At 65.2% G+C, this 20765-nt stretch carries 21 protein-coding genes; 6 read left to right on the plus strand and 15 right to left on the minus strand.

Translation table 11 applies throughout. The features are described 5' to 3' along the window. The 4 genes from G3O06_RS38185 to G3O06_RS38200 form a co-directional block, all read left to right on the plus strand. The coding region (locus tag G3O06_RS38185; RefSeq protein WP_241020445.1) for a DHHA1 domain-containing protein at window positions 1-958 on the plus strand (958 nt) is incomplete at its 5' end. A 152-nt stretch (window positions 959-1110) separates the two neighbouring features. After that, a protein-coding gene (gene prfB, locus G3O06_RS38190) for a peptide chain release factor 2 (RefSeq protein WP_122945782.1) occupies window positions 1111-2215 on the plus strand; the annotation gives its coding sequence in 2 pieces (ribosomal slippage) (window positions 1111-1191 and window positions 1193-2215; 1104 coding nt in all). Window positions 2216-2297: 82 nt separating this feature from the next. Continuing rightward, window positions 2298-3824, plus strand: a complete 1527-nt coding sequence (gene lysS / locus G3O06_RS38195; protein WP_174918533.1) for a lysine--tRNA ligase — start codon at window positions 2298-2300, stop codon at window positions 3822-3824. 348 nt (window positions 3825-4172) lie between these two features. Further along, on the plus strand, window positions 4173-4907 hold the full coding sequence (locus G3O06_RS38200) for a glycine zipper 2TM domain-containing protein (RefSeq protein WP_174918532.1): 735 nt from the start codon (window positions 4173-4175) through the stop codon (window positions 4905-4907). Window positions 4908-5033: 126 nt separating this feature from the next. Here the strand turns inward: G3O06_RS38200 and iscX are convergent, their stop codons facing one another. The 12 genes from iscX to G3O06_RS38260 form a co-directional block, all read right to left on the minus strand. Further along, entirely contained in the window at window positions 5034-5243 is a 210-nt protein-coding gene (gene iscX / locus G3O06_RS38205) for a Fe-S cluster assembly protein IscX (RefSeq protein WP_034183561.1), read from the minus strand. Between the two features lie 19 nt (window positions 5244-5262). Continuing rightward, complete coding sequence (fdx, locus tag G3O06_RS38210; protein ID WP_122945786.1) at window positions 5263-5604, minus strand: ISC system 2Fe-2S type ferredoxin; 342 nt, start codon at window positions 5602-5604, stop codon at window positions 5263-5265. An 88-nt stretch (window positions 5605-5692) separates the two neighbouring features. Further along, window positions 5693-7561 carry a Fe-S protein assembly chaperone HscA gene (gene hscA / locus G3O06_RS38215; protein WP_174967306.1) on the minus strand — a complete coding sequence of 623 codons (1869 nt, stop codon included), beginning with the start codon at window positions 7559-7561 and terminating at the stop codon, window positions 5693-5695. Between the two features lie 54 nt (window positions 7562-7615). Then, window positions 7616-8143, minus strand: a complete 528-nt coding sequence (gene hscB / locus G3O06_RS38220; RefSeq protein ID WP_011352560.1) for a Fe-S protein assembly co-chaperone HscB — start codon at window positions 8141-8143, stop codon at window positions 7616-7618. A 97-nt stretch (window positions 8144-8240) separates the two neighbouring features. Then, complete coding sequence (gene iscA, locus G3O06_RS38225; RefSeq protein ID WP_014896627.1) at window positions 8241-8564, minus strand: iron-sulfur cluster assembly protein IscA; 324 nt, start codon at window positions 8562-8564, stop codon at window positions 8241-8243. 65 nt (window positions 8565-8629) lie between these two features. Then, on the minus strand, window positions 8630-9037 hold the full coding sequence (gene iscU, locus G3O06_RS38230; protein WP_006481982.1) for a Fe-S cluster assembly scaffold IscU: 408 nt from the start codon (window positions 9035-9037) through the stop codon (window positions 8630-8632). A 68-nt stretch (window positions 9038-9105) separates the two neighbouring features. Then, entirely contained in the window at window positions 9106-10329 is a 1224-nt protein-coding gene (locus G3O06_RS38235; protein WP_174918529.1) for an IscS subfamily cysteine desulfurase, read from the minus strand. A gap of 64 nt (window positions 10330-10393) precedes the next feature. After that, window positions 10394-10933 carry a Fe-S cluster assembly transcriptional regulator IscR gene (gene iscR / locus G3O06_RS38240; protein ID WP_174918528.1) on the minus strand — a complete coding sequence of 180 codons (540 nt, stop codon included), beginning with the start codon at window positions 10931-10933 and terminating at the stop codon, window positions 10394-10396. A gap of 114 nt (window positions 10934-11047) precedes the next feature. Further along, on the minus strand, window positions 11048-11530 hold the full coding sequence (locus G3O06_RS38245; RefSeq protein WP_174918527.1) for a low molecular weight protein-tyrosine-phosphatase: 483 nt from the start codon (window positions 11528-11530) through the stop codon (window positions 11048-11050). Between the two features lie 101 nt (window positions 11531-11631). Further along, window positions 11632-11859, minus strand: coding sequence for a hypothetical protein (locus tag G3O06_RS38250; RefSeq protein WP_174967305.1), 228 nt, complete (start codon window positions 11857-11859; stop codon window positions 11632-11634). 129 nt (window positions 11860-11988) lie between these two features. After that, window positions 11989-13401: a lactate utilization protein B gene (locus tag G3O06_RS38255; RefSeq protein ID WP_174918525.1), complete on the minus strand. Its 1413-nt coding sequence runs from the start codon at window positions 13399-13401 to the stop codon at window positions 11989-11991. 35 nt (window positions 13402-13436) lie between these two features. After that, window positions 13437-14159 carry a (Fe-S)-binding protein gene (locus G3O06_RS38260; RefSeq protein WP_069248359.1) on the minus strand — a complete coding sequence of 241 codons (723 nt, stop codon included), beginning with the start codon at window positions 14157-14159 and terminating at the stop codon, window positions 13437-13439. Between the two features lie 183 nt (window positions 14160-14342). Here G3O06_RS38260 and G3O06_RS38265 point away from each other — a divergent pair, with 183 nt between their 5' ends. Then, the gene (locus G3O06_RS38265; RefSeq protein WP_034183553.1) at window positions 14343-15152 is read left to right on the plus strand and encodes an IclR family transcriptional regulator; all 810 of its coding nucleotides are present in this window, start codon (window positions 14343-14345) and stop codon (window positions 15150-15152) included. 93 nt (window positions 15153-15245) lie between these two features. Here the strand turns inward: G3O06_RS38265 and pbpG are convergent, their stop codons facing one another. Further along, window positions 15246-16412: a D-alanyl-D-alanine endopeptidase gene (pbpG, locus tag G3O06_RS38270; protein ID WP_174967303.1), complete on the minus strand. Its 1167-nt coding sequence runs from the start codon at window positions 16410-16412 to the stop codon at window positions 15246-15248. Between the two features lie 653 nt (window positions 16413-17065). On the opposite strand from pbpG, the gene G3O06_RS38275 reads away from it, so the two are divergent. Further along, window positions 17066-17632: a phasin family protein gene (locus tag G3O06_RS38275; protein WP_174918823.1), complete on the plus strand. Its 567-nt coding sequence runs from the start codon at window positions 17066-17068 to the stop codon at window positions 17630-17632. Window positions 17633-17834: 202 nt separating this feature from the next. Here G3O06_RS38275 and lpdA read toward each other — a convergent pair whose 3' ends face one another. Further along, entirely contained in the window at window positions 17835-19601 is a 1767-nt protein-coding gene (lpdA, locus tag G3O06_RS38280; protein WP_174918824.1) for a dihydrolipoyl dehydrogenase, read from the minus strand. Between the two features lie 275 nt (window positions 19602-19876). Next, window positions 19877-20765: dihydrolipoyllysine-residue acetyltransferase (locus G3O06_RS38285; protein ID WP_205819217.1), on the minus strand; the 889-nt coding region annotated here is incomplete at its 5' end.

Here is a 20765-nt window from a genome sequence, read left to right on the forward strand (position 1 = left end):
TCAGGGGCTGCAGCGCATCCGCAACGGCCGCATGCAGCCGGGCGTCGCCGCGCTGTTCCGCGCCGCCGCACGCGAAGCCCGCACGGCGTCGGGCTTCGACCTCGGCTTCGGTCTCGGCCCGCGCCTGAACGCCGCCGGGCGGCTGTCCGACATGTCGCTCGGGATCGAGTGCCTGATCACCGACGACATCGGCCGCGCGTGGGATCTCGCGCAGCAGCTCGACGTGATGAACCGCGAGCGCCGCGAGATCGAGGCCGGCATGCAGCAGCAGGCGCTCGCCGATCTCGCCGACGTCGACCCGGCCGACGCGTGCACGATCACCCTCTTCAACCCCGAGTGGCACCAGGGCGTGATCGGCATCGTCGCCGGTCGGCTCAAGGAAAAATTCCACCGCCCGTCGTTCACGTTCGCGCACGCCGACGAGGAAGGCAAGCGGGTCAAGGGGTCGGGTCGGTCGATCGCCGGCTTCCACCTGCGCGACGCGCTCGACCTCGTGTCGAAACGCGAACCGGACCTGATCGTCGCGTTCGGCGGCCACGCGATGGCAGCCGGCCTCACGCTCGACACCGAGAACGTGCCGCGCTTCGCGGCCGCGTTCGAGGCCGTCGCGCGTGAATGGCTGTCCGACGACGCACTCGCCCGCGTGATCGAGACCGACGGCGAACTCGAGGACGCGTACTTCACCCCGCAGTTCGTCGGGATGCTCGACGAAGCCGTCTGGGGACAAGGTTTTCCGGCCCCGCTTTTCTCGGGTGAATTCGACGTCGTGTCGCAGTCGCTCGTGAAGGAAAAGCACCTGAAACTGCAGCTCGCGCGCGGCCGCCAGCGCTTCAACGCGATCTGGTTCAACCACACCGAGCCGCTGCCGGCGAGCGCGCTGGTCGCGTACCGGCTCGTCGCCGACACGTGGAACGGTGTCACGCGCGTCCAGCTGATCGTCGAACACGCGGCCGGCTGAGCCCGGGCCGCCCGACCCGCGATGCCCGCCGATGCATGCGCACCGCGCCGGACGGGGCCGCGGCGCGCGTGCGAGCACCGTTTGCGTCACCGGGCAACCCTGCCGATCGGCTATAATTCCGCTTTTTTACGAAGCAAGAAAAGCGAACGATCATGGAAGCGGAACGTCTCAACGCGATCGAAAGCTCCCTGCTCGACCTGCGCAACCGCGCGGGCGAGCTCCGGGGGTATCTTTGACTACGACGCCAAAGCTGCGCGTCTGACCGAAGTCAACAAGGAACTCGAAGACCCGAACGTCTGGAACGATTCGAAGAACGCCCAGGCGCTCGGTCGCGAGAAGAAGCTGCTCGAAGGCGTCGTCACGACGCTCACCGTGCTCGATAGCGACCTGCGCGACGCGCTCGACCTGTTCGAGCTGGCCCGCGAGGAAGGCGACGAGGACACCCTCGTCGCGTCGGAAGACGACGCCGCGAAGCTCGAGGCACGCGTCGGCGACATCGAGTTCCGCCGGATGTTCTCGAACCCGGCCGACCCGAACAACTGCTTCATCGACATCCAGGCCGGCGCCGGCGGCACCGAGGCGTGCGACTGGGCGTCGATGCTGCTGCGCCAGTACCTGCGCTACTGCGAACGCAAGGGCTTCAAGGCCGAGGTGCTCGAAGATTCCGACGGCGACGTCGCCGGTATCAAGAACGCGACGGTCAAGGTCACGGGCGAATACGCGTACGGCTTCCTGCGCACCGAAACGGGCATCCACCGTCTCGTGCGCAAGTCGCCGTTCGACTCGTCGGGCGGCCGCCACACGTCGTTCTCGTCGGTGTTCGTCTATCCGGAAATCGACGACTCGATCGAAGTCGAGATCAACCCGGCCGACCTGCGCATCGACACGTACCGCGCATCGGGCGCGGGCGGCCAGCACATCAACAAGACCGACTCCGCGGTGCGGATCACGCACATGCCGACCGGTATCGTCGTGCAGTGCCAGAACGACCGCTCGCAGCACCGCAACCGCGCCGAAGCGATGGCGATGCTGAAATCGCGCCTGTACGAAGTCGAGATGCGCAAACGCCAGGCCGAACAGGACAAGCTCGAATCGAGCAAGACCGATGTGGGCTGGGGCCACCAGATCCGCTCGTACGTGCTCGACCAGAGCCGCGTGAAGGACCTGCGCACGAACGTCGAAATGAGCAACACGAGGGCTGTCCTCGACGGCGACCTCGACGACTTCATCAGCGCGAGCCTCAAACAGGGCGTGTAAGCGCCGCGGCGCGGCCCGGCCGGGTCGCGCCCCCTTGCCCTTCCCGTTTGCGTTGCCGCACCCACTCCGAATTCCGACCATCATGACCGAACCGACCCAAACGCAGCCCGCCGTCACCGCGGACGAAAACCAGATCATCGCCGAGCGCCGCGAGAAGCTGCGCGCGTTGCGCGAGCAAGGCGTCGCCTACCCGAACGATTTCCGCCCGACGCATCACGCAGCCGATCTGCAGACGACCTTCGCCGATTCGGACAAGGCCGCGCTCGAAGCGAACCCGGTCGAGGTGTCGGTCGCCGGCCGCATGATGCTCAAGCGCGTGATGGGCAAGGCAAGCTTCGCGACGGTGCAGGACGGTTCGGGCCAGATCCAGTTCTTCGTGACGCCGAACGACGTCGGCGCGGAAACCTACGACGCATTCAAGAAGTGGGACCTCGGCGACATCGTCGCCGCGCGCGGCGTGCTGTTCCGCACCAACAAGGGCGAGCTGTCGGTCCAGTGCAAGGAACTGCGCCTGCTGTCGAAGGCGCTGCGCCCGCTGCCGGACAAGTTCCACGGCCTGTCGGACCAGGAAATGCGCTACCGCCAGCGCTACGTCGACCTGATCGTCACGCCGGAAACGCGCGACACGTTCCGCGCCCGCACCAAGACGATCGCGTCGATCCGCAATTTCATGGACAACGCCGACTTCATGGAAGTCGAGACGCCGATGCTGCACCCGATCCCGGGCGGCGCGGCCGCGAAGCCGTTCGTCACGCATCACAACGCGCTCGACATGCAGATGTTCCTGCGCATCGCGCCGGAGCTGTACCTGAAGCGCCTGATCGTCGGCGGCTTCGAACGCGTGTTCGAAATCAACCGTAACTTCCGGAATGAAGGCGTTTCGCCGCGTCACAACCCGGAATTCACGATGATGGAGTTCTACGCCGCGTACACCGACTATCGCTGGCTGATGGACTTCACCGAGCAACTGATCCGCCAGGCGGCGATCGATGCGCTCGGCACCGCGACGATCCAGTACCAGGGCCGCGAGCTCGACCTCGCGAAGCCGTTCCACCGCCTGACGATCACGCAGGCGATCCAGAAGTACGCGCCGGACTACACCGCCGGCCAGCTGTCGGACGACGCGTTCCTGCGCACCGAACTGAAGCGCTTCGGCGTCGACGTGTCGCAGCCGGCGTTCCTGAACGCGGGTACCGGCGCGCTGCAGCTCGCGCTGTTCGAGGAAACGGCCGAAGCGCAGCTGTGGGAGCCGACCTTCATCATCGACTACCCGATCGAGGTGTCGCCGCTCGCACGCGCATCGGATACGGTGCCGGGCATCACCGAGCGTTTCGAGCTGTTCATGACCGGCCGCGAAATCGCGAACGGCTTCTCGGAGCTGAACGATCCGGAAGACCAGGCCGCGCGCTTCAAGAAGCAGGTCGAGCAGAAGGATGCAGGCGACGAGGAAGCGATGTTCTTCGACGCCGACTACATCCGCGCGCTCGAATACGGGATGCCTCCGACCGGCGGCTGCGGGATCGGCATCGACCGTCTCGTGATGCTGCTGACCGACAGCCCGACGATCCGCGACGTGCTGCTGTTCCCGCATCTGCGCCGCGAAGACTGATCGCTGCGCCCGCGTGTGCGCCGCGCCCTGCGGCGCGCACGCGTCAGCTTTGTAACGACGCGTAAATCCCGCCAGCCGGCGTCCGCCGGCTTTCGATCCTTCCCCGTTTTATCCCCTCGTCGCGACGGCCTTCTCCGGGTTTTCCCTGTCATGGCTGCTAGCGCCCTGCTGCAATTCGTTACACCTTGATACGGCGCGCCGCTTGCCGGTGGACGACACTCCTCTTGCGTCACCACGCATGACCACGGGACCAGAACAAGGCGCAGGAACGCCAAGTCTGCGCGAGCCCGCAGCGTGGGATCCGGCCCGGCGCCGCAATGCCGGTCCGGATCGACATCGGAGAAAAAAATGGACAACCAGAATCAGACCACGCCGCAAAAGCAACGCCTCCACCCGCTCATCGCCACCGCCGCCGGCGCCGTCATCGTCGCCAGCCTCGCGGCGACGGCCGCGATCACGGGCGTGTTCCCGAAGGCCAGCAGCAGCAACGAACAGAACGGCCAGACCCAGGCCGCGCTGATCGCATCGCAGCCGGCCGTCGATACGGCCGCGGCCGCCAGCGCCGCGCTGGCCGCCCAGGCCAAGCAGCAGGCGGCTGAACAGGCTGCCGCGCAGCAGAAGGCGCTCGCAGCGCAGGCCGAACCGAAGCCCGCTCCGCGTCCGGCCCCGGTGCACCGTCGCCATACGACGGCGCCGCAGCCGCCGCAGTACGCGCAGCAATCGTCCGGCCCGGCACAGCCGGCTTACTGCCAGACCTGCGGCACGGTCGTCGCGATCACGCCGGTCCGCACGCCCGGCCAGAGCTCGGGCATCGGTGCAGTCGGCGGCGCTGCAGCCGGCGGCCTGCTGGGCAACCAGTTCGGCCACGGCAACGGCCGCACCGCGATGACGATCATCGGCGCACTGGGTGGCGGCCTGGCCGGCAACCAGGTCGAAAAGCAGGTGCGCGCGGAAACCGACTACCAGGTGCAAGTGCAGATGGAGAGCGGCGCGACGCGCACGTTCACGTACCACAATCAGCAGCCGCCGTTCGGCCAGGGCCAGCGCGTGCGGATCGAGAACGGTACGCTGGTCGGCGCGTGATTGCATGACGCCCCTGCCCGCGTAACGTGCGGGCAACCGGCGGAAAATGAAAACGGCTCGTGAGCGATTGCTCACGAGCCGTTTTTTCATCGCCAGCCGCGTGCGCCTTTGCGGCGCAAACGCTGTTCAGTCTTCGTCGTCGAAGTCCGATTCGTCGATCCAGTGCGCCTGGATCGCTTCGAGGATCTTCTCACCGGAATGCTTCGGATCGTCGTCGAAGCCGTCGAGCTCCAGCACCCACTGGCGCAGGTCGACGAAGTTGATCCGCTGCGGGTCGATGTCCGGGTACTTGTCCGCCAGCGCAATGGCTAGTTCACGCGAATCGGTCCATTTCATCGCCTGCCTCCGGTTCCTGTCAGTGGTTTTCCTTCGCGTGGTTGATCGAGTACTTCGGAATCTCGACCACCAGGTCCGAATCTTCCTTCACGAGCGCCTGGCACGACAGGCGCGACGTCGGCTCGAGGCCCCACGCCTTGTCCAGCAGATCGTCCTCGTCCTCCTCGGACGGCGTCAGATCGTTGAAGCCTTCGCGGATCACCACGTGGCACGTCGTGCACGCGCACGACTTCTCGCATGCATGCTCGATCTCGATCCCGTGTTCGAGCAGGTTGTCACAGATACTCTTGCCGGGCGTCGCGTCGATCACTGCGCCATCCGGGCACAGTTCGACGTGAGGCAGCACCACCAGTTGAGGCATGTCCGTTCCGTCAGTCAGGGTGCGGCGCCAGGCGCCGCACGGTTCATTATCGCGCGGGCCGTCACCGGCCGATGCGCAGTTCGTGAGTTCAGATCTCGTCGAGCCGGCGGCCCGACAGCGCGCGCTTGATGCTCTTGTCCATCCGGCGCGCCGCGAATTCGTCGGTGCCGTCGGCCAGCGCCTTGGTCGCCGCTTCGATCGCGTTCGTATCGTCGCCCTGCGCCACCGCGCGCAGCGCCGCAGCCAACGTGTCGACTTGCGTGCGCTCGTCCGCGTCGAGCAGTTCGCCGTCGGCCGCCAGCGCGGCCTGCGTCGCCTCGAGCATCCGCTCGGCCTCGACCTGCGCTTCGCGCAGCGCGCGTGCGCGCATGTCGATTTCGGCGGTCTTGAAGCTGTCCTCGAGCATCTTGGCGATGTCGTCGTCGGCAAGACCGTACGACGGCTTCACGACAACCGACGCCTCGACGCCCGACAACTGCTCGCGAGCGAACACCGACAGCAGGCCGTCCGCGTCGACCTGGTAGGTCACGCGAATGCGCGCGGCGCCGGCCGTCATCGGCGGAATGCCGCGCAGCTCGAAGCGCGCGAGCGACCGGCAGTCGGCAACGAGCTCGCGCTCGCCCTGCACGACGTGGATCGCCATCGCGGTCTGGCCGTCCTTGAAGGTCGTGAATTCCTGCGCGCGCGCGATCGGAATCGTCGAGTTGCGCGGAATGATCTTCTCGACGAGGCCGCCCATCGTCTCGACACCGAGCGACAGCGGAATCACGTCGAGCAGCAGCCAGTCGTCGCCGGTGCCGCGATTGCCTGCGAGCAGGTCGGCCTGGATTGCCGCGCCGAGCGCGACGACCTGGTCCGGATCGAGGTTCACGAGCGGCGGCTGGCCGAAATGCTTCGCGACCGCGTCGCGAATCACCGGCATGCGCGTCGCGCCGCCGACGAGCACGACACCCTTGATGTCGGCCGGCGTCACCTGCGCGTCGCGCAGCGCCTTGCGGGTCGGCGTGAGCGTGCGCTGCACGAGCGGCTCGACGAGCGACGCGAACGTGTCGTGCGAGATCGTCTGCACGAGGTGCGCACCACCCGACAGCGTGACGTCGAGCGACGCCTGCGGTGCGGACGACAGCGCTTCCTTCAGCACGCGCACACGGTCGAGCAGCAGGCGCACGTCCTCGGGTGCGAGCGTCTTCGCATCGATGCCGGCCTGCGCGAGCACGTGATCGAACAGCGCATGATCGAAATCGTCGCCGCCGAGCGCGGAATCGCCGCCCGCGGCCAGCACTTCGAACACGCCCTTCGTCAGCTTCAGGATCGACAGGTCGAACGTGCCGCCGCCGAGGTCGTACACCGCGTAGAGGCCTTCGGCCCCGTTGTCGAGACCATAGGCAATCGCTGCGGCGGTCGGTTCGTTCAGCAGGCGCAGCACGTTGAGACCCGCGAGGCGCGCGGCATCCTTGGTCGCCTGGCGTTGTGCTTCGTCGAAATACGCGGGCACCGTGATCACTGCACCGACCAGATCGTCGCCAAGTGAATCTTCCGCGCGATAGCGCAGCGTCGCGAGAATCTCGGCCGACACTTCGACCGGGCTCTTCACGCCGTCGATGGTGCGGATCTGCACCATGCCCGGCGCGTCGACGAATTCGTACGGTGCGTTAGCCGCGCCTTCGACCTCTGCCTTGCCGCGGCCCATGAAGCGCTTCACCGACACGATCGTGTTGCGCGGATCGGTCGCGGCCTGCTCTTTCGCCTCGTGACCGATGCGGCGGCCGCCCTTTTCAAGGTAGCGGACCACCGACGGCAGCAGCACGCGACCCGCTTCGTCCGGCAGGACTTCGGGCACGCTGTTGCGCACGGCCGCGACGAGCGAGTTCGTCGTGCCGAGATCGATCCCGACGGCGAGTCGCCGCTGATGCGGCGCCGGCGCCATGCCCGGTTCGGAAATTTGCAGTAAAGCCATCTTGGTTCGTTCGGGCGCTCGGCCCGTTTGCTGCGCGTGCCGCAAGGCACGCGGTTAAGTTTCGAGGCGCTCGATCTGCGCGCCCACTTCCGACGCGACCCGTTCGATGAACATCAGCTGGCGCACGGCCTCGGCGGCTGCCTGATCGGCGCCGCTGTCGAGCAGCGTGCCGAGACGCTCCACACGCACGCGCCGCTCTTCGCGCAACTCGGCGAGCAGCGCATCGAGCGCGTCGACGTTACGGGCGGCCGCGGCATCCTCGATGCCCTCGCGCCACTCCATCTGCTGCATCAGGAACGCAGGCTCCATCGCGGTGTTGTTTTCCGCGCCGATGTCGACACCGCGCAGCGACAGCAGATACGACGCGCGCTTCAGCGGATCGCGCAGCGTGCGGTACGCCTCATTCGCGCGGGTTGCCCATTGCATCGCGATGCGCTTCTGCGCATCGCCGGCCGCCGCGAAGCGGTCCGGATGCACCTGCGTCTGCACCGTCCGATAGGCGGCGTCGAGCACCGTCTCGTCGAGCGCGAATTGCGCCGGCAGGTGAAACAGGTCGAAATGGCTGTCTTTCAGCGAGACCATCGTCGCGTTCAATTCCGGTTCGTCGCGCGGCAAACGCCGCACATTAAAAAGGCGGCCCGTGCCGCCTCTTGCCCGCATCGCGCGGTGATTCGCGTGGTCACACGCGGAACGATTCGCCGCAGCCGCACTCGTCCTTCACGTTCGGGTTGTTGAACTTGAACCCTTCGTTCAGGCCTTCGCGTGCGAAGTCGAGTTCGGTGCCGTCGATGTAGGCAAGGCTCTTCGGATCGACGATGACCTTCACGCCATGGCTCTCGAACACCTGATCCTCGGGAGCCAGCTCGTCGACATACTCGAGCTTGTACGCGAGCCCCGAGCACCCTGTCGTGCGAACGCCAAGCCGCAGGCCCACACCCTTGCCGCGACGGACGAGGTATTTCTGGACGTGCTGTGCTGCTTTTTCGGTCAGTGTAATTGCCATGATGTCCTTGCCGCGGCGCGCCACGGAGGCCCGCCGCGTTCCTTCACTCGCGTGCTCGATGCCGCTCAGGCAGCTGCCTGATCGCCTTCCTTGGTGTCGTGACGCTTCTTGTAGTCAGCCACGGCTGCCTTGATCGCGTCTTCCGCGAGGATCGAGCAGTGAATCTTCACCGGCGGCAGCGCGAGTTCTTCGGCGATCTGCGTGTTCTTGATCGACAGTGCTTCGTCGAGCGTCTTGCCCTTCACCCACTCGGTGACGAGCGAGCTCGACGCGATCGCCGAACCGCAACCGTACGTCTTGAACTTCGCGTCTTCGATCACGCCGTCCGCGCCGACGCGGATCTGCAGCTTCATCACGTCGCCGCAGGCCGGCGCGCCGACCATGCCCGTGCCGACCGTGTCGTCGTCCTTCGCGAACGAACCGACGTTGCGCGGGTTTTCGTAGTGATCCAGAACCTTGTTGCTGTAAGACATGACTCAGACTCCTTGACTCGTTACGTCTGCGTGCGCGAATCCGCCCGCGGGTATGTTCAATCCGGCGCTCAGTGTGCGGCCCATTCGATCGTCGACAGATCGATGCCTTCCTGGTGCATTTCCCAGAGCGGCGAGAGTTCGCGCAGCTTCGCGATCTTGCTGTTCAGCAGGTTGATCACGAAGTCGACTTCCTGCTCCGTCGTGAAGCGGCCGACCGTGAAGCGGATCGAGCTGTGTGCCAGCTCGTCGTTGCGGCCGAGCGCACGCAGCACGTACGACGGCTCCAGCGACGCCGACGTGCATGCGGAGCCCGACGACACCGCGACGTCCTTGATCGCCATGATCAGCGACTCGCCTTCGACGAAGTTGAAACTGATGTTGAGGTTGTGCGGGACACGGCGTTCCATGTCGCCGTTCACGTACGTTTCCTCGATCTGCGACAGGCCGCGCAGCAGCTTGTCGCGCAGCATGCGGACGCGCTCGTTTTCCGTCGCCATTTCTTCACGTGCGATACGGAACGCTTCGCCCATGCCGACGATCTGGTGCGTCGCCAGCGTGCCCGAACGCATGCCGCGCTCGTGGCCACCGCCGTGCATCTGCGCCTCGATGCGCACACGCGGCTTGCGACGCACGTACAGCGCGCCGATGCCCTTCGGGCCGTAGGTCTTGTGCGCCGAGAACGACATCAGGTCGACCTTCAGCTTCGCGAGGTCGATCACGACCTTGCCGGTCGACTGTGCGGCGTCGACGTGGAACACGATGCCCTTCTCGCGGCAGATTTCACCGATCGTCTCGATGTCCTGGATCACGCCGATCTCGTTGTTCACGTGCATCACCGACACGAGGATCGTGTCCGGGCGCAGTGCGGCCTTGAACACGTCGAGGTCGATCAGGCCGTCATCCTTCACGTCGAGGTAGGTGACTTCGAAACCGTCGCGCTCGAGCTCGCGGCACGTATCGAGCACGGCCTTGTGCTCGGTCTTCACCGTGATGATGTGCTTGCCCTTGCCCTTGTAGAAGTTCGCGGCACCCTTGATCGCGAGGTTGTCCGATTCCGTTGCGCCGGACGTCCAGATGATCTCGCGCGGATCCGCGTTCACGAGCGCGGCCACGTTCTCGCGCGCTTCCTCGACCGCACGCTCCGCATCCCAGCCATACGCGTGGCTGCGCGACGCCGGGTTGCCGAACTGCTCGCGCAGGTACGGCACCATCTTGTCGACCACGCGCGGATCGACCGGTGTCGTCGCGCTGTAATCCATATAGATGGGCAGGTGGAGAGTGTCTTGGGTCATCTGTCGCTCCGGGAATTCTGTGCAGGGACTATGTGCGTTATGGGGTATGGCGGCGCCTTCGCGCTCACGAACTCGCGATGTTGAACACCGAGTTGGGGCCGAGCGGCATCGTGCGCGCCGGCTCGGCCGGTGCCGCGACGGGCTCCGGCGTTCGACGGTCGCGCAGCACCGCGGGGGCGCCCTCGCGAGCGCGCTGCTGATCGACGAGATCCTGCAGCGACACCGAATCGAGGTATTCGACCATCTTCTGGTTCAGCGTCGACCACAGCTCGTGCGTCATGCAATGGCCGTCGGGCTGCTTCGAGCCGTCGCACGTGCCTTTGCCGCCGCACTGCGTGGCGTCGAGCGGTTCATCAACCGCGATGATGATGTCGGCAACGGTGACGTCCTGCGCGCGACGCGCGAGGTTGTAGCCGCCGCCCGGGCCGCGCACGGATTCGACGATTTCATGCCTGCGCAGCTTGCCGAACAGCTGTTCGAGATACGAGAGCGAAATCCGCTGGCGCTGGCTGATGCCTGCAAGCGTCACCGGGCCCTGCTCCTGGCGCAGTGCCAAGTCAATCATCGCCGTGACGGCGAAACGGCCTTTGGTGGTGAGTCTCATGGTGTCTAGGGGACTGCAATCTTGACGATTTTGGTCAAGTATAAATATTTGACGTTTTTAGTCAAGTATCCATGCTTTTGAAAGGGTATTCGCAGACCGCTGAATTCCGCGCGATCAGCGCTCCGTGCGGGCCCGGAGCGTCTCCAGCAGGCCCGCGCACGCGCGCTCGACCTGATCGAGCACCTGCTCGAAGCCCTGCGTACCGCCGAAATAGGGATCGGCCACTTCGGTTTCGGTCGAATCCGGCGCGAACTCCATCAGCAACCGCACCTTGTCGCGATGCTGCGGCGGACAACGGCGGCGCAACTCCGCGAGATTCGCCTCGTCCATCGCGAGCAGCAGGTCGAAGCGCTCGAAATCCGCCGCGCTCACCTGTCGTGCGCGCAGCGCCGACAGATCGTAGCCGCGGCCGAGAGCGGCAGCCTGTGCACGCGTATCGGGAGGCTCGCCGACGTGCCAGTCGCCGGTTCCGGCCGAATCGATCGCGATCCGGTCCGCCAGCGCGGCCGCGTCGACCTGGTGACGCATCACGCCTTCCGCGGTGGGCGAACGGCAGATGTTGCCGAGACAGACGAAACAGATCGAAACGCGGGTCATCGTACTATCGGAAAGCCGCGGCGGACCGCGTGGCAGAAGAACGCGCCATTATACAAAGGCGGCCGAAATCGCGCCGCCGCGCAAAGCGACGGCACCGTGCCTTACAGCGCCTTCGGCGCGGCGAGCACGACGTCGCCGGATGCCGCCGGCAGCGGCTTCGCCGCGTCGTCGACCAACCCGAACGACACTGCACGCGCCAGCTCGGCAGATGCCTGGTGAGCCGCGAGCGGGCCACGCGACGGCGCATCGGCCATCGCATGCAGATAGGCAGCCGCAGCCAGCGGAACGACGATTGCCAGCGGCCAGTACATCGATATTGTCTTTCTCATGATGCGGACCTCCTTGACCTCGTACCCCGGAACCCAATTCCGGGGACTACAGACAGGATTCTATAGACCGCACCTATCGAGATAAATATACAAATAGCGAACGCACTGTTGTCGCCGGATAAACAGTCGTCAGCCGAGGTGGCTTTGCGACGCCGCGTACAGCTCGCGGAACGTGCGCCCGGTCGGTGTCGGCATGTCGCGCGTATCCATCCAGCCGCCCATCATCGGCAGACGCCGCAGCGTGCCGCCGTTGCCGCCCAGCCGCTCGAGGATGCGCACCGCGAGCTTGGTCGTCAGCGCGTACAGCATCGGCCGGCGCGCGACGAAGCCCCATGCGGCGAGCGCCGCCCGCTCGCGCCACGGCCGCAGGTGCCGCTCGACCTGCTTCTCGCGCAGCGTGCGTAACAGATTCGACAACGGAATCCCGGCCGGGCACACGCTGTCGCATTCCCCGCAGAGGGTTGCGGCCTGCGGCAGGTCGAGCGCGCGGTCGAGTCCGACGTAGCTCGGCGTCAGCACGGACCCCATCGGCCCCGGGTAGACCCAGCCGTACGCATGGCCGCCGACCTTCTGGTAAACCGGACAATGGTTCATGCATGCGCCGCAGCGGATGCAGCGCAGCATCTCCTGGAATTCGCCGCCGATCAGCCCGGTGCGGCCACCGTCGACGAGCACCACGTAGTTGTGCTCGGGGCCGTCCTCGTCGCCCGGCCCGCGCGGCCCGGTCAGCAGCGAGAAATAGTTCGACGTCTTCTGCCCGGTCGCGGAGCGCGGCAGCAGGCGCATCGCGGTCGCGAGATCCTCGAGCGTCGGCAGCACCTTCTCGATGCCCGTCACCGCGACGTGCACGCGCGGCATCACCGTGCACATCCCCTCGTTCCCTTCGTTCGTCACGATCGCGACCGAACCAGTCTCGGCGATCACGAAGTTGCCGCCCGTCACACCCATGTCGGCCGACATGAAATGCGGGCGCAGCACCTCGCGCGCCTCGCGCGTCATGTCCGGAATCTCGGTGAGCCGCTCGCGATGGTGCGTGCGCGCGAACAGGTCGGCGATCTCGTCCTTGTCCTTGTGCACGACGGGCGCAATGATGTGGCTCGGCGGCTCGTTGTCGTTGATCTGCAGGATGTATTCGCCGAGATCCGTTTCGATCGACTGCACGCCCATTTCCGCGAGCACCGCGTTCAGGCGCATTTCCTCCGACACCATCGACTTGGTCTTGATGACCTTCTTCACGTCGTGACGGCGCGCGATGTCGGCCACGAGCCGCGCGGCATCCGCGGTCGTTTCCGCGAACAGCACCGTCGTGCCGCGCCGCGTCGCCTCGCGCTCGAACGCCTCGAGCCACACGTCGAGGTTCTCCAGCGCGCGGTTGCGGCGAGCCTTCAGCGCGGCGCGCGTGGCCGGGAAGTCGATCGCGGTCATCGCGTCGGCGCGCGCGGACACGAATTTCGTCGACAGCTTCTTCAGGTTCTGCTGCAGGCGCTGGTCGGCCAGCTTCTGGCCGGCGCGCGCCTTGAAATGCATCGATTGGACTTGCATCGCGGTATCGGGGGAAAAGTGAGCGGAACCGGGCGTCAGACGTCGCCCGCCAGCACCTGCGCGACGTGCAGCACGCGCGTGTCGCGGTCGCCGGTGCGGCGCAACCGCCCTTCGATGTTCAGCATGCAGCCGAGATCGCCGAGCACGACGGCACCCGTGCCCGACGCGCGCACGTTCGCGCATTTCTCGTCCGCGATGGCCGCCGAAATGTCGCCGTACTTGACCGCGAACGTGCCGCCGAAGCCGCAGCAATGCTCGCAGTCCTTCATCTCGGTGACCGCGATGCCGCGCTGCGCGAGCAGCGCGCGTGGCTGCGCCTTCACGCCGAGCTCGCGCAGGCCCGAGCAAGAATCATGGTAGGTGACGGGCCCGGTGAATTCGCCCGGTGCGAGCGACACCTTCGCGACGTTCGCCAGGAAATCGGTCAGTTCGTAGACCTTCTGCTGGAACCGCGTGTAGCGCCCCATCAGCTCGGGGTCGTCGCGGAACAGGTCGCCGTAGTGCGCGCGGATCATCCCGCCGCACGAACCCGACGGCGCGACGACGTAATCGAACTGCTCGAACTCGCGCAGCGTCTTTTCCGCGAGATCGCGTGCGAGCGCGCGGTCGCCCGAGTTGTAGGCCGGCTGGCCGCAGCAAGTCTGCGCGGGCGGCACGATCACCTCGTAGCCGGCGTCGCGAATCAGCTTGAGCGCCGAAAAACCGATTTCGGGGCGCATCAGATCGACCAGGCAGGTCACGAACAAACCGACTCGCATACGTGCTCCTTCGAGAAAACGGCTCTCATTATCCGCCGTTTGGCCGGCAAGACCAACGCCGGCTCTCGCGCAAGCCCGCACTGCGCGAAACGAGGGTTTCCTCGAACGGCGTTCGCTTTTTTCACGATACGAGATACAATCGTTCCAACACCGCTTGACGCGTCAACCGATTTCTCCCCCGACATGAGCCAACCCACCCCGGATTCAAAAACGTCGATCCAGGTGATCGAACGCATGATGCGGCTGCTGGACGCGCTCGCCGCGCACAGTGACCCTGTCAGCCTGAAGGAGCTTGCGCAGCGGACGGAGCTGCACCCGTCGACCGCGCACCGCATCCTCAACGACATGGTGACCTGCCGTCTCGTCGACCGCTCCGATCCCGGCACGTACCGCCTCGGCATGCGGCTGCTGGAGCTCGGCAACCTCGTGAAGGCGCGCCTGTCGGTACGCGACGCGGCGCTGATGCCGATGCGCGAGCTGCACCGTCTCACCGGGCAAACCGTGAACCTGTCGGTGCGCCAGGGCGACGAGATCGTCTACATCGAGCGTGCGTATTCGGAGCGCTCGGGGATGCAGGTCGTTCGTGCGATCGGTGGCCGCGCGCCGCTGCACCTCACGTCGGTCGGCAAGCTGTTCCTCGCGGCCGACGAGACGTCGCGCGTGCGAGCCTATGCGACGCGCACGGGGCTGTCCGGTCATACGCAGAACAGCATCACCGACATCGCGAAGCTCGAGCGCGAGCTGACGATCGTGCGCCAGCAATCGTGCGCACGCGACAACGAGGAGCTGGAGCTCGGCGTGCGCTGTATCGCGGCCGGCATCTACGACGATTCGGGCAAGCTCGTCGCGGGCCTGTCGCTGTCGGCGCCGGCCGATCGACTCCAGGATGCGTGGCTCGGCCAGTTGAGCCGCACGGCCCTCACCATTTCGGAATCGCTCGGCTACCGGCCGGCGCCCGCGAAGGATGCGGACGGGCTGCAGCGGCAGGCGTAAGCCGCTCCCGCGCACCCAATGAAAAAGCCCCGCGATTGCGGGGCTTTTTTTTCAGCCAACGGCGCGGCGTTGAACCGTCACGCCACCGTGCGATCAGGTCCCGCCGTTCGGCGTATTGGCCGCCGTCAGGCGCTCGCCGCCGCCGGCATCGAGCCAGTTGCGCAGGCGCGCCGCATCGGCGAAGCGCGAATACTTGCCGAACGAATCGAGCAGCACCATCACCATCGGCTTGCCGTGGATCGTCGCCTGCATCACGAGACATTCGCCCGCTTCGTTGATGAAACCCGTCTTCTGCAGACCGATGTCCCACGAGCCGTTGCCGCGGATCAGCGCATTCGTGCTGTTGTAGACGAGATTGCGCTTGCCCGTGTACACCTCGTAGGTGCGATCGGTCGAGAACTGACGAATCATCGGGTACTGGTACGCCGCATTGACCATCTTCACGAGATCGCGTGCGCTCGACACGTTCGAGCTCGACAGACCCGTCGAATTTTCGAAGTGCGTATCGGTCATGCCGAGCGACTTCGCCTTCGCGTTCATCGCTGCGATGAACGCCGGACGGCCACCCGCGTAGTAACGCGACAGCGCGGCCGCCGCGCGGTTTTCCGACGCCATCAGCGCGATGTGCAGCATGTCTTCACGCGACAGCACCGAGCCGACCGACAGGCGCGAGCCCGTGCCCTTCTCGTAATCGCGGTCTTCGTCGGTGACTTCGATCTGGTCGGTCATCGGCGTCTTCGAGTCGAGGACGACCATCGCCGTCATCAGCTTCGAGATCGACGCGATGGGCACGACGGCGTGCGAATTCTTGTCGAACAGCGGCTCGCCCGAGTTCTGGTCGACGACGTACGCGACGCTCGAACGCAGCGCGAGCGCGTCCGGCGTGTCGTGCAGGCCGAAGGCCTGGCCGACGGTCGGCCGGCGCGGCTGGAACGCGACCTTGCGGACTGCGCCGTGATGGCCGCCATGCACGTTCGACGCGAGCGTCATGCGCTTGCGCGATGCCTTCGCGCGCGGCGCGTCGGCGGCCGCGACCTTCGCGGATTTGTCGGAGCTGGCCTTGGCCGACTTCTTCTTCGCGGACGAAGCAGGAGCGACAGCCTTTTTCTTGGCGGCTTGTTGGGTCTTCGCAGTGGCGGCAAAGGCGTCAGCGGGCGCGACGGTCGCGGTGGTCGCCAGCAAGGCGACTGCGACCGACACAGCCGTGCCGAGCGTCATGCTCTGCAACAATCTGCGCGGTGAAAACGATTCGGCTTTCATTGGGGTCTGGACAAAGCGGGCGGGAGGTTTCCGCAAGTGTAGTTAAAGCTGAAAAAAAGAGCAATATTAGGCACTTACCGATCGTCGTTAAACCGGAATGTAAGGGTCGGCCAACCTCTGACCAATGAACCCTCCCGCTCCCATCGAAAAAATTCATGGGATGCGCTGCCCGACAGTACCCGTCTCCCGATTACACACGGTTAATTGAGATAACGTCACTTCGGAGGCGATTTAAAGCGGGGAAACTACGTATCCGGCGCTCGGGGTGCCATGGGCGCCGGTCTCGGCCGTGGCGGCGGCACGTCGCCACGGTACGCGCATCGAAACGGCGCGTTTTCGACAGGAACAGAAGGATAACGTTCCACAGGCCTGTCAGGTTTACCTGTGCATGATCATGGTGCGCCGCGCCTGCCCCGCAGCCGTGCGCACCATGTGGGAACCGCGCATGAAACCGATTCCGAACGGTCACGATAACTCATTGTTTTATCGATAATTTGTCACGATTGTGCAACGCACAAAAAATACTTGACATCCATTTTCTCTGCCCTAAAATACGCTTCATTGCTGCGTTGCACAAAGCACGCACATCCGAGATTCCCCAGCGTAGTGCCCTTCACTCTGCGATCGACGCGATCGCTTTTCAGGAGCTTGACATGTCCTTGCTGACCCCCGAGCAAATCGCCGCTGCACAGAAAGCCAACCTCGAAAGCCTGTTCGGTCTGACCGCCAAGGCGTTCGAAGGCGTCGAAAAGCTGATCGAACTGAACTTGCAAGTCGTGAAGTCGACGCTGGCAGAGGGCCAGGAAAACGCACAGCGCCTGCTGTCGGTGAAGGACGCGCAGGAACTGATCGCGCTGCAAGCCAGCCTGTCGCAGCCGGCCGCGGAAAAGGTTCTGTCGTACAGCCGTCACCTGTACGAAATCGCATCGTCGACGCAAGCCGAGTTCGCGAAGGTTGCCGAAGCGCAATTCGAAGAGCAGAACAAGAAGGTTCAGGCACTCGTCGACAACGTCGCGAAGAACGCCCCGGCCGGTTCGGAAACGGCTGTCGCCGCACTGAAGTCGGCACTGAACGCTGCGAACACCACGTACGAAACGGTTCAGAAGGCAGCGAAGCAAGCCGTCGAAATCGCTGAAACGAACTTCAACGCTGCTGCTGCCGTCGCAACGAAGGCTGCTACCGCCGCTGCTGCACGTCGTACGAGCAAGCCGGCCGCGTAAGCGTCCCCTGCTCCTGAAAGAGCCGCGCCCAGCGCGGCTTTTTCGTTTCTGGCGCCGGAACACGCTGGAACCGGCACGTTGCCGGCCGTTCTCGAACGGTCGTTTGAGCATCGGCCGCAAACAAAAGAAAACGCCGCCGCCCGGATTGCCCGGGAGGCGGCGTTTTTTCGTGGCCGGCAGATTGCCGGCCGTGCCGGCTGCGTTACTTCTTGCGTTGCGGCGGGAGATCCGTACAGACGCCTTCGTACAGCTCGGCGGCCATGCCGACGGATTCGCCGAGCGTCGGGTGCGGATGGATCGTCTTGCCGATGTCTTCCGCGTCCGCGCCCATCTCGACGGCGAGACACACTTCGCTGATCAGGTCGCCCGCGTTCAGGCCAACGATGCCGCCGCCGATCACGCGATGGGTTTCCTCGTCGAAGATCAGCTTCGTGAAGCCTTCGTCGCGGCCGTTCGCGATCGCGCGGCCCGAAGCGGCCCACGGGAACACGGCCTTGCCGTACTTGATGCCTTCGGCCTTGCACTGCTCTTCCGTCTTGCCGGCCCAGGCCACTTCCGGATCGGTGTAGGCCACCGACGGGATCTGCAGCGCATCGAAGTACGACTTCTCGCCGTGCGCGGCTTCCGCTGCGACGTGGCCTTCGTGCACGGCCTTGTGCGCGAGCATCGGCTGGCCGACGATATCGCCGATCGCGAAGATGTGCGGCACGTTCGTGCGCATCTGCTTGTCGACGTCGATGAAGCCGCGATCCGTCACGGCCACACCGGCCTTGTCGGCGCCGATCTTCTTGCCGTTCGGGCTACGGCCCACCGCGACGAGCACGAGGTCGTAGCGCTGCGGCTCTGCCGGCGCCTTCTCGCCCTCGAACGTCACGTAGATGCCGTCTTCCTTCGCTTCCGCGCCGACCGTCTTGGTCTTCAGCATCACGTTGCCGAAGCGCTTCGCGTTGTACTTTTCCCAGACCTTGACGAGATCGCGGTCCGCGCCGTTCATCAGCACGTCGAGCATTTCGACGACGTCGATCTCGGCGCCGAGCGTCGAGTAGACCGTCGCCATTTCGAGACCGATGATGCCGCCGCCGATCACGAGCATCCGCTTCGGCTGCTGGCGCAGTTCGAGCGCGCCGGTCGAATCGACGATGCGCGGGTCTTCCGGCAGGAACGGCAGCTTCACCGATTGCGAACCGGCCGCGATGATCGCCTGCTTGAAGCGGACGACCTTCTTGCCATTCTCGCCCTGCACTTCCATGTGATACGGATCGACGAACGACCCGACGCCCGTGACGACTTCGACCTTGCGTGCCTTCGCCATGCCGGCGAGGCCCGTCGTCAGTTTCTTGACGACGCCCGACTTGAAGTCGCGCAGCTTGTCGAGGTTGATCTCGGGCTTGCCGAACGTGATGCCGTGCGACGCGAGCGCCGCGGCTTCCTCGACGACGAGCGACGTATGCAGCAGCGCTTTCGACGGGATGCAGCCGACGTTCAGGCACACGCCGCCGAGCGTCGAGTAGCGTTCGACGAGCACGGTCTTCATGCCGAGGTCGGCAGCGCGGAACGCGGCCGAGTACCCGCCGGGGCCGGCGCCGAGCACGAGCATGTCGCACTCGATGTCGGCTGCACCTGCGTAGCTGCCGGCTTGCGGCGCGGGCGCCGGAGCGGCGGCGGCCGGTGCCGGCGCAGCTGCTGCGGGCTTGGCCGGTTCCGCTGCTTTCGCGGGAGCGGCGGCGCCTGCTGCTGCTTCGACGATGGCGATGACGGTGCCTTGCGAGACTTTCTCGCCGGCTTTGACCTTGATTTCCTTGACGGTGCCGGCGACGTCGCTGGGCACTTCCATGGAGGCTTTATCGGATTCGAGCGTGATGAGCGTTTGCTCTTTCTCGATCACGTCGCCGGGTTTGACGTTGACTTCGATGACATCGACGCCGCTGAAATCGCCGATATCCGGAACCTTGACTTCGATGAGACTCATTACTGTCCCCTTCTTGATTAGCTGCAGACAGAGGGGGAGAAACCCGCGATAGAACCCAAGACTACGGCCGAAAGAAAACGCGAACCTGGGCAGGACCACCTTTGCCGTCCGCCCAAGGACGCGCCTTTCTTTTGGTTACTTTTCTTTGGAAGACAAAGAAAAGTGACCGCCGCCCCGCGCAGGGGCGACGCTAATAGACCGTTAGCAAAACAGGTTCAACGACAGGGCGCGGATAACAAACAAAACCCCCACGCCCCCGCGAGCTCCCCCGCTCATCAAAGAATGATGCGACGGAAATCCGCGAGCAACGCGCCGAGATACGCATTGAACCGCGCGGCTTCCGCGCCATCGATCACGCGATGGTCATACGACAGCGACAGCGGCAGCGTCAGGCGCGGCACGAATTGCTTGCCGTCCCACACCGGCTTCATCTGGCCGCGCGACAACCCGAGGATCGCCACTTCCGGCGCGTTGATGATCGGCGTGAAGTTCGTGCCGCCGATCCCGCCGAGCGACGAGATCGAGAAGCAGCCGCCCTGCATCTGGTCCGGCTTCAGCTTGCCGTCGCGTGCGGCCTTCGACAGCTCGGCCATTTCCTTCGCGATATCGACGAGACCCTTCTTGTCCGCATCGCGGATCACCGGGACGACGAGACCGTTCGGCGTGTCCGCGGCGAAACCGACGTGGTAGTACTGCTTGAACACCAGGTTGTCGCCGTCGAGGCTCGCGTTGAACGTCGGGAATTTCTTCAGCGCAGCGACGACCGCCTTGATCACGAACGCGAGCATCGTGAACTTCACGCCCGCCTTCTCGTGCTCCTTGTTCAGCTGCACGCGCAGCGCTTCGAGCTCGGTGATGTCCGCTTCGTCGTTGTTCGTGACGTGCGGGATCATTACCCAGTTGCGATGCAGGTTCGCGCCCGAGATCTTCTTGATGCGCGACAGCGGCTTCGCTTCGAACGGGCCGAACTTCGAGAAGTCGACCTTCGGCCACGGCAGCAGGTTCAGCTCGCCGCCGCCTGCCGGCGCGGCTGCCGCGGCCGGTGCTGCGCGCTGGCCGGTCATCACGCCCTTCACGAAGCCCGTGACGTCTTCCTTCGTAATGCGGCCCTTCGGACCCGAACCCTGCACGCGAGCGACTTCGACGCCGAGTTCGCGCGCGAAC

The organism is Burkholderia sp. Ac-20345 (assembly GCF_017104825.1).
Lineage (GTDB): Bacteria > Pseudomonadota > Gammaproteobacteria > Burkholderiales > Burkholderiaceae > Burkholderia > Burkholderia lata_B.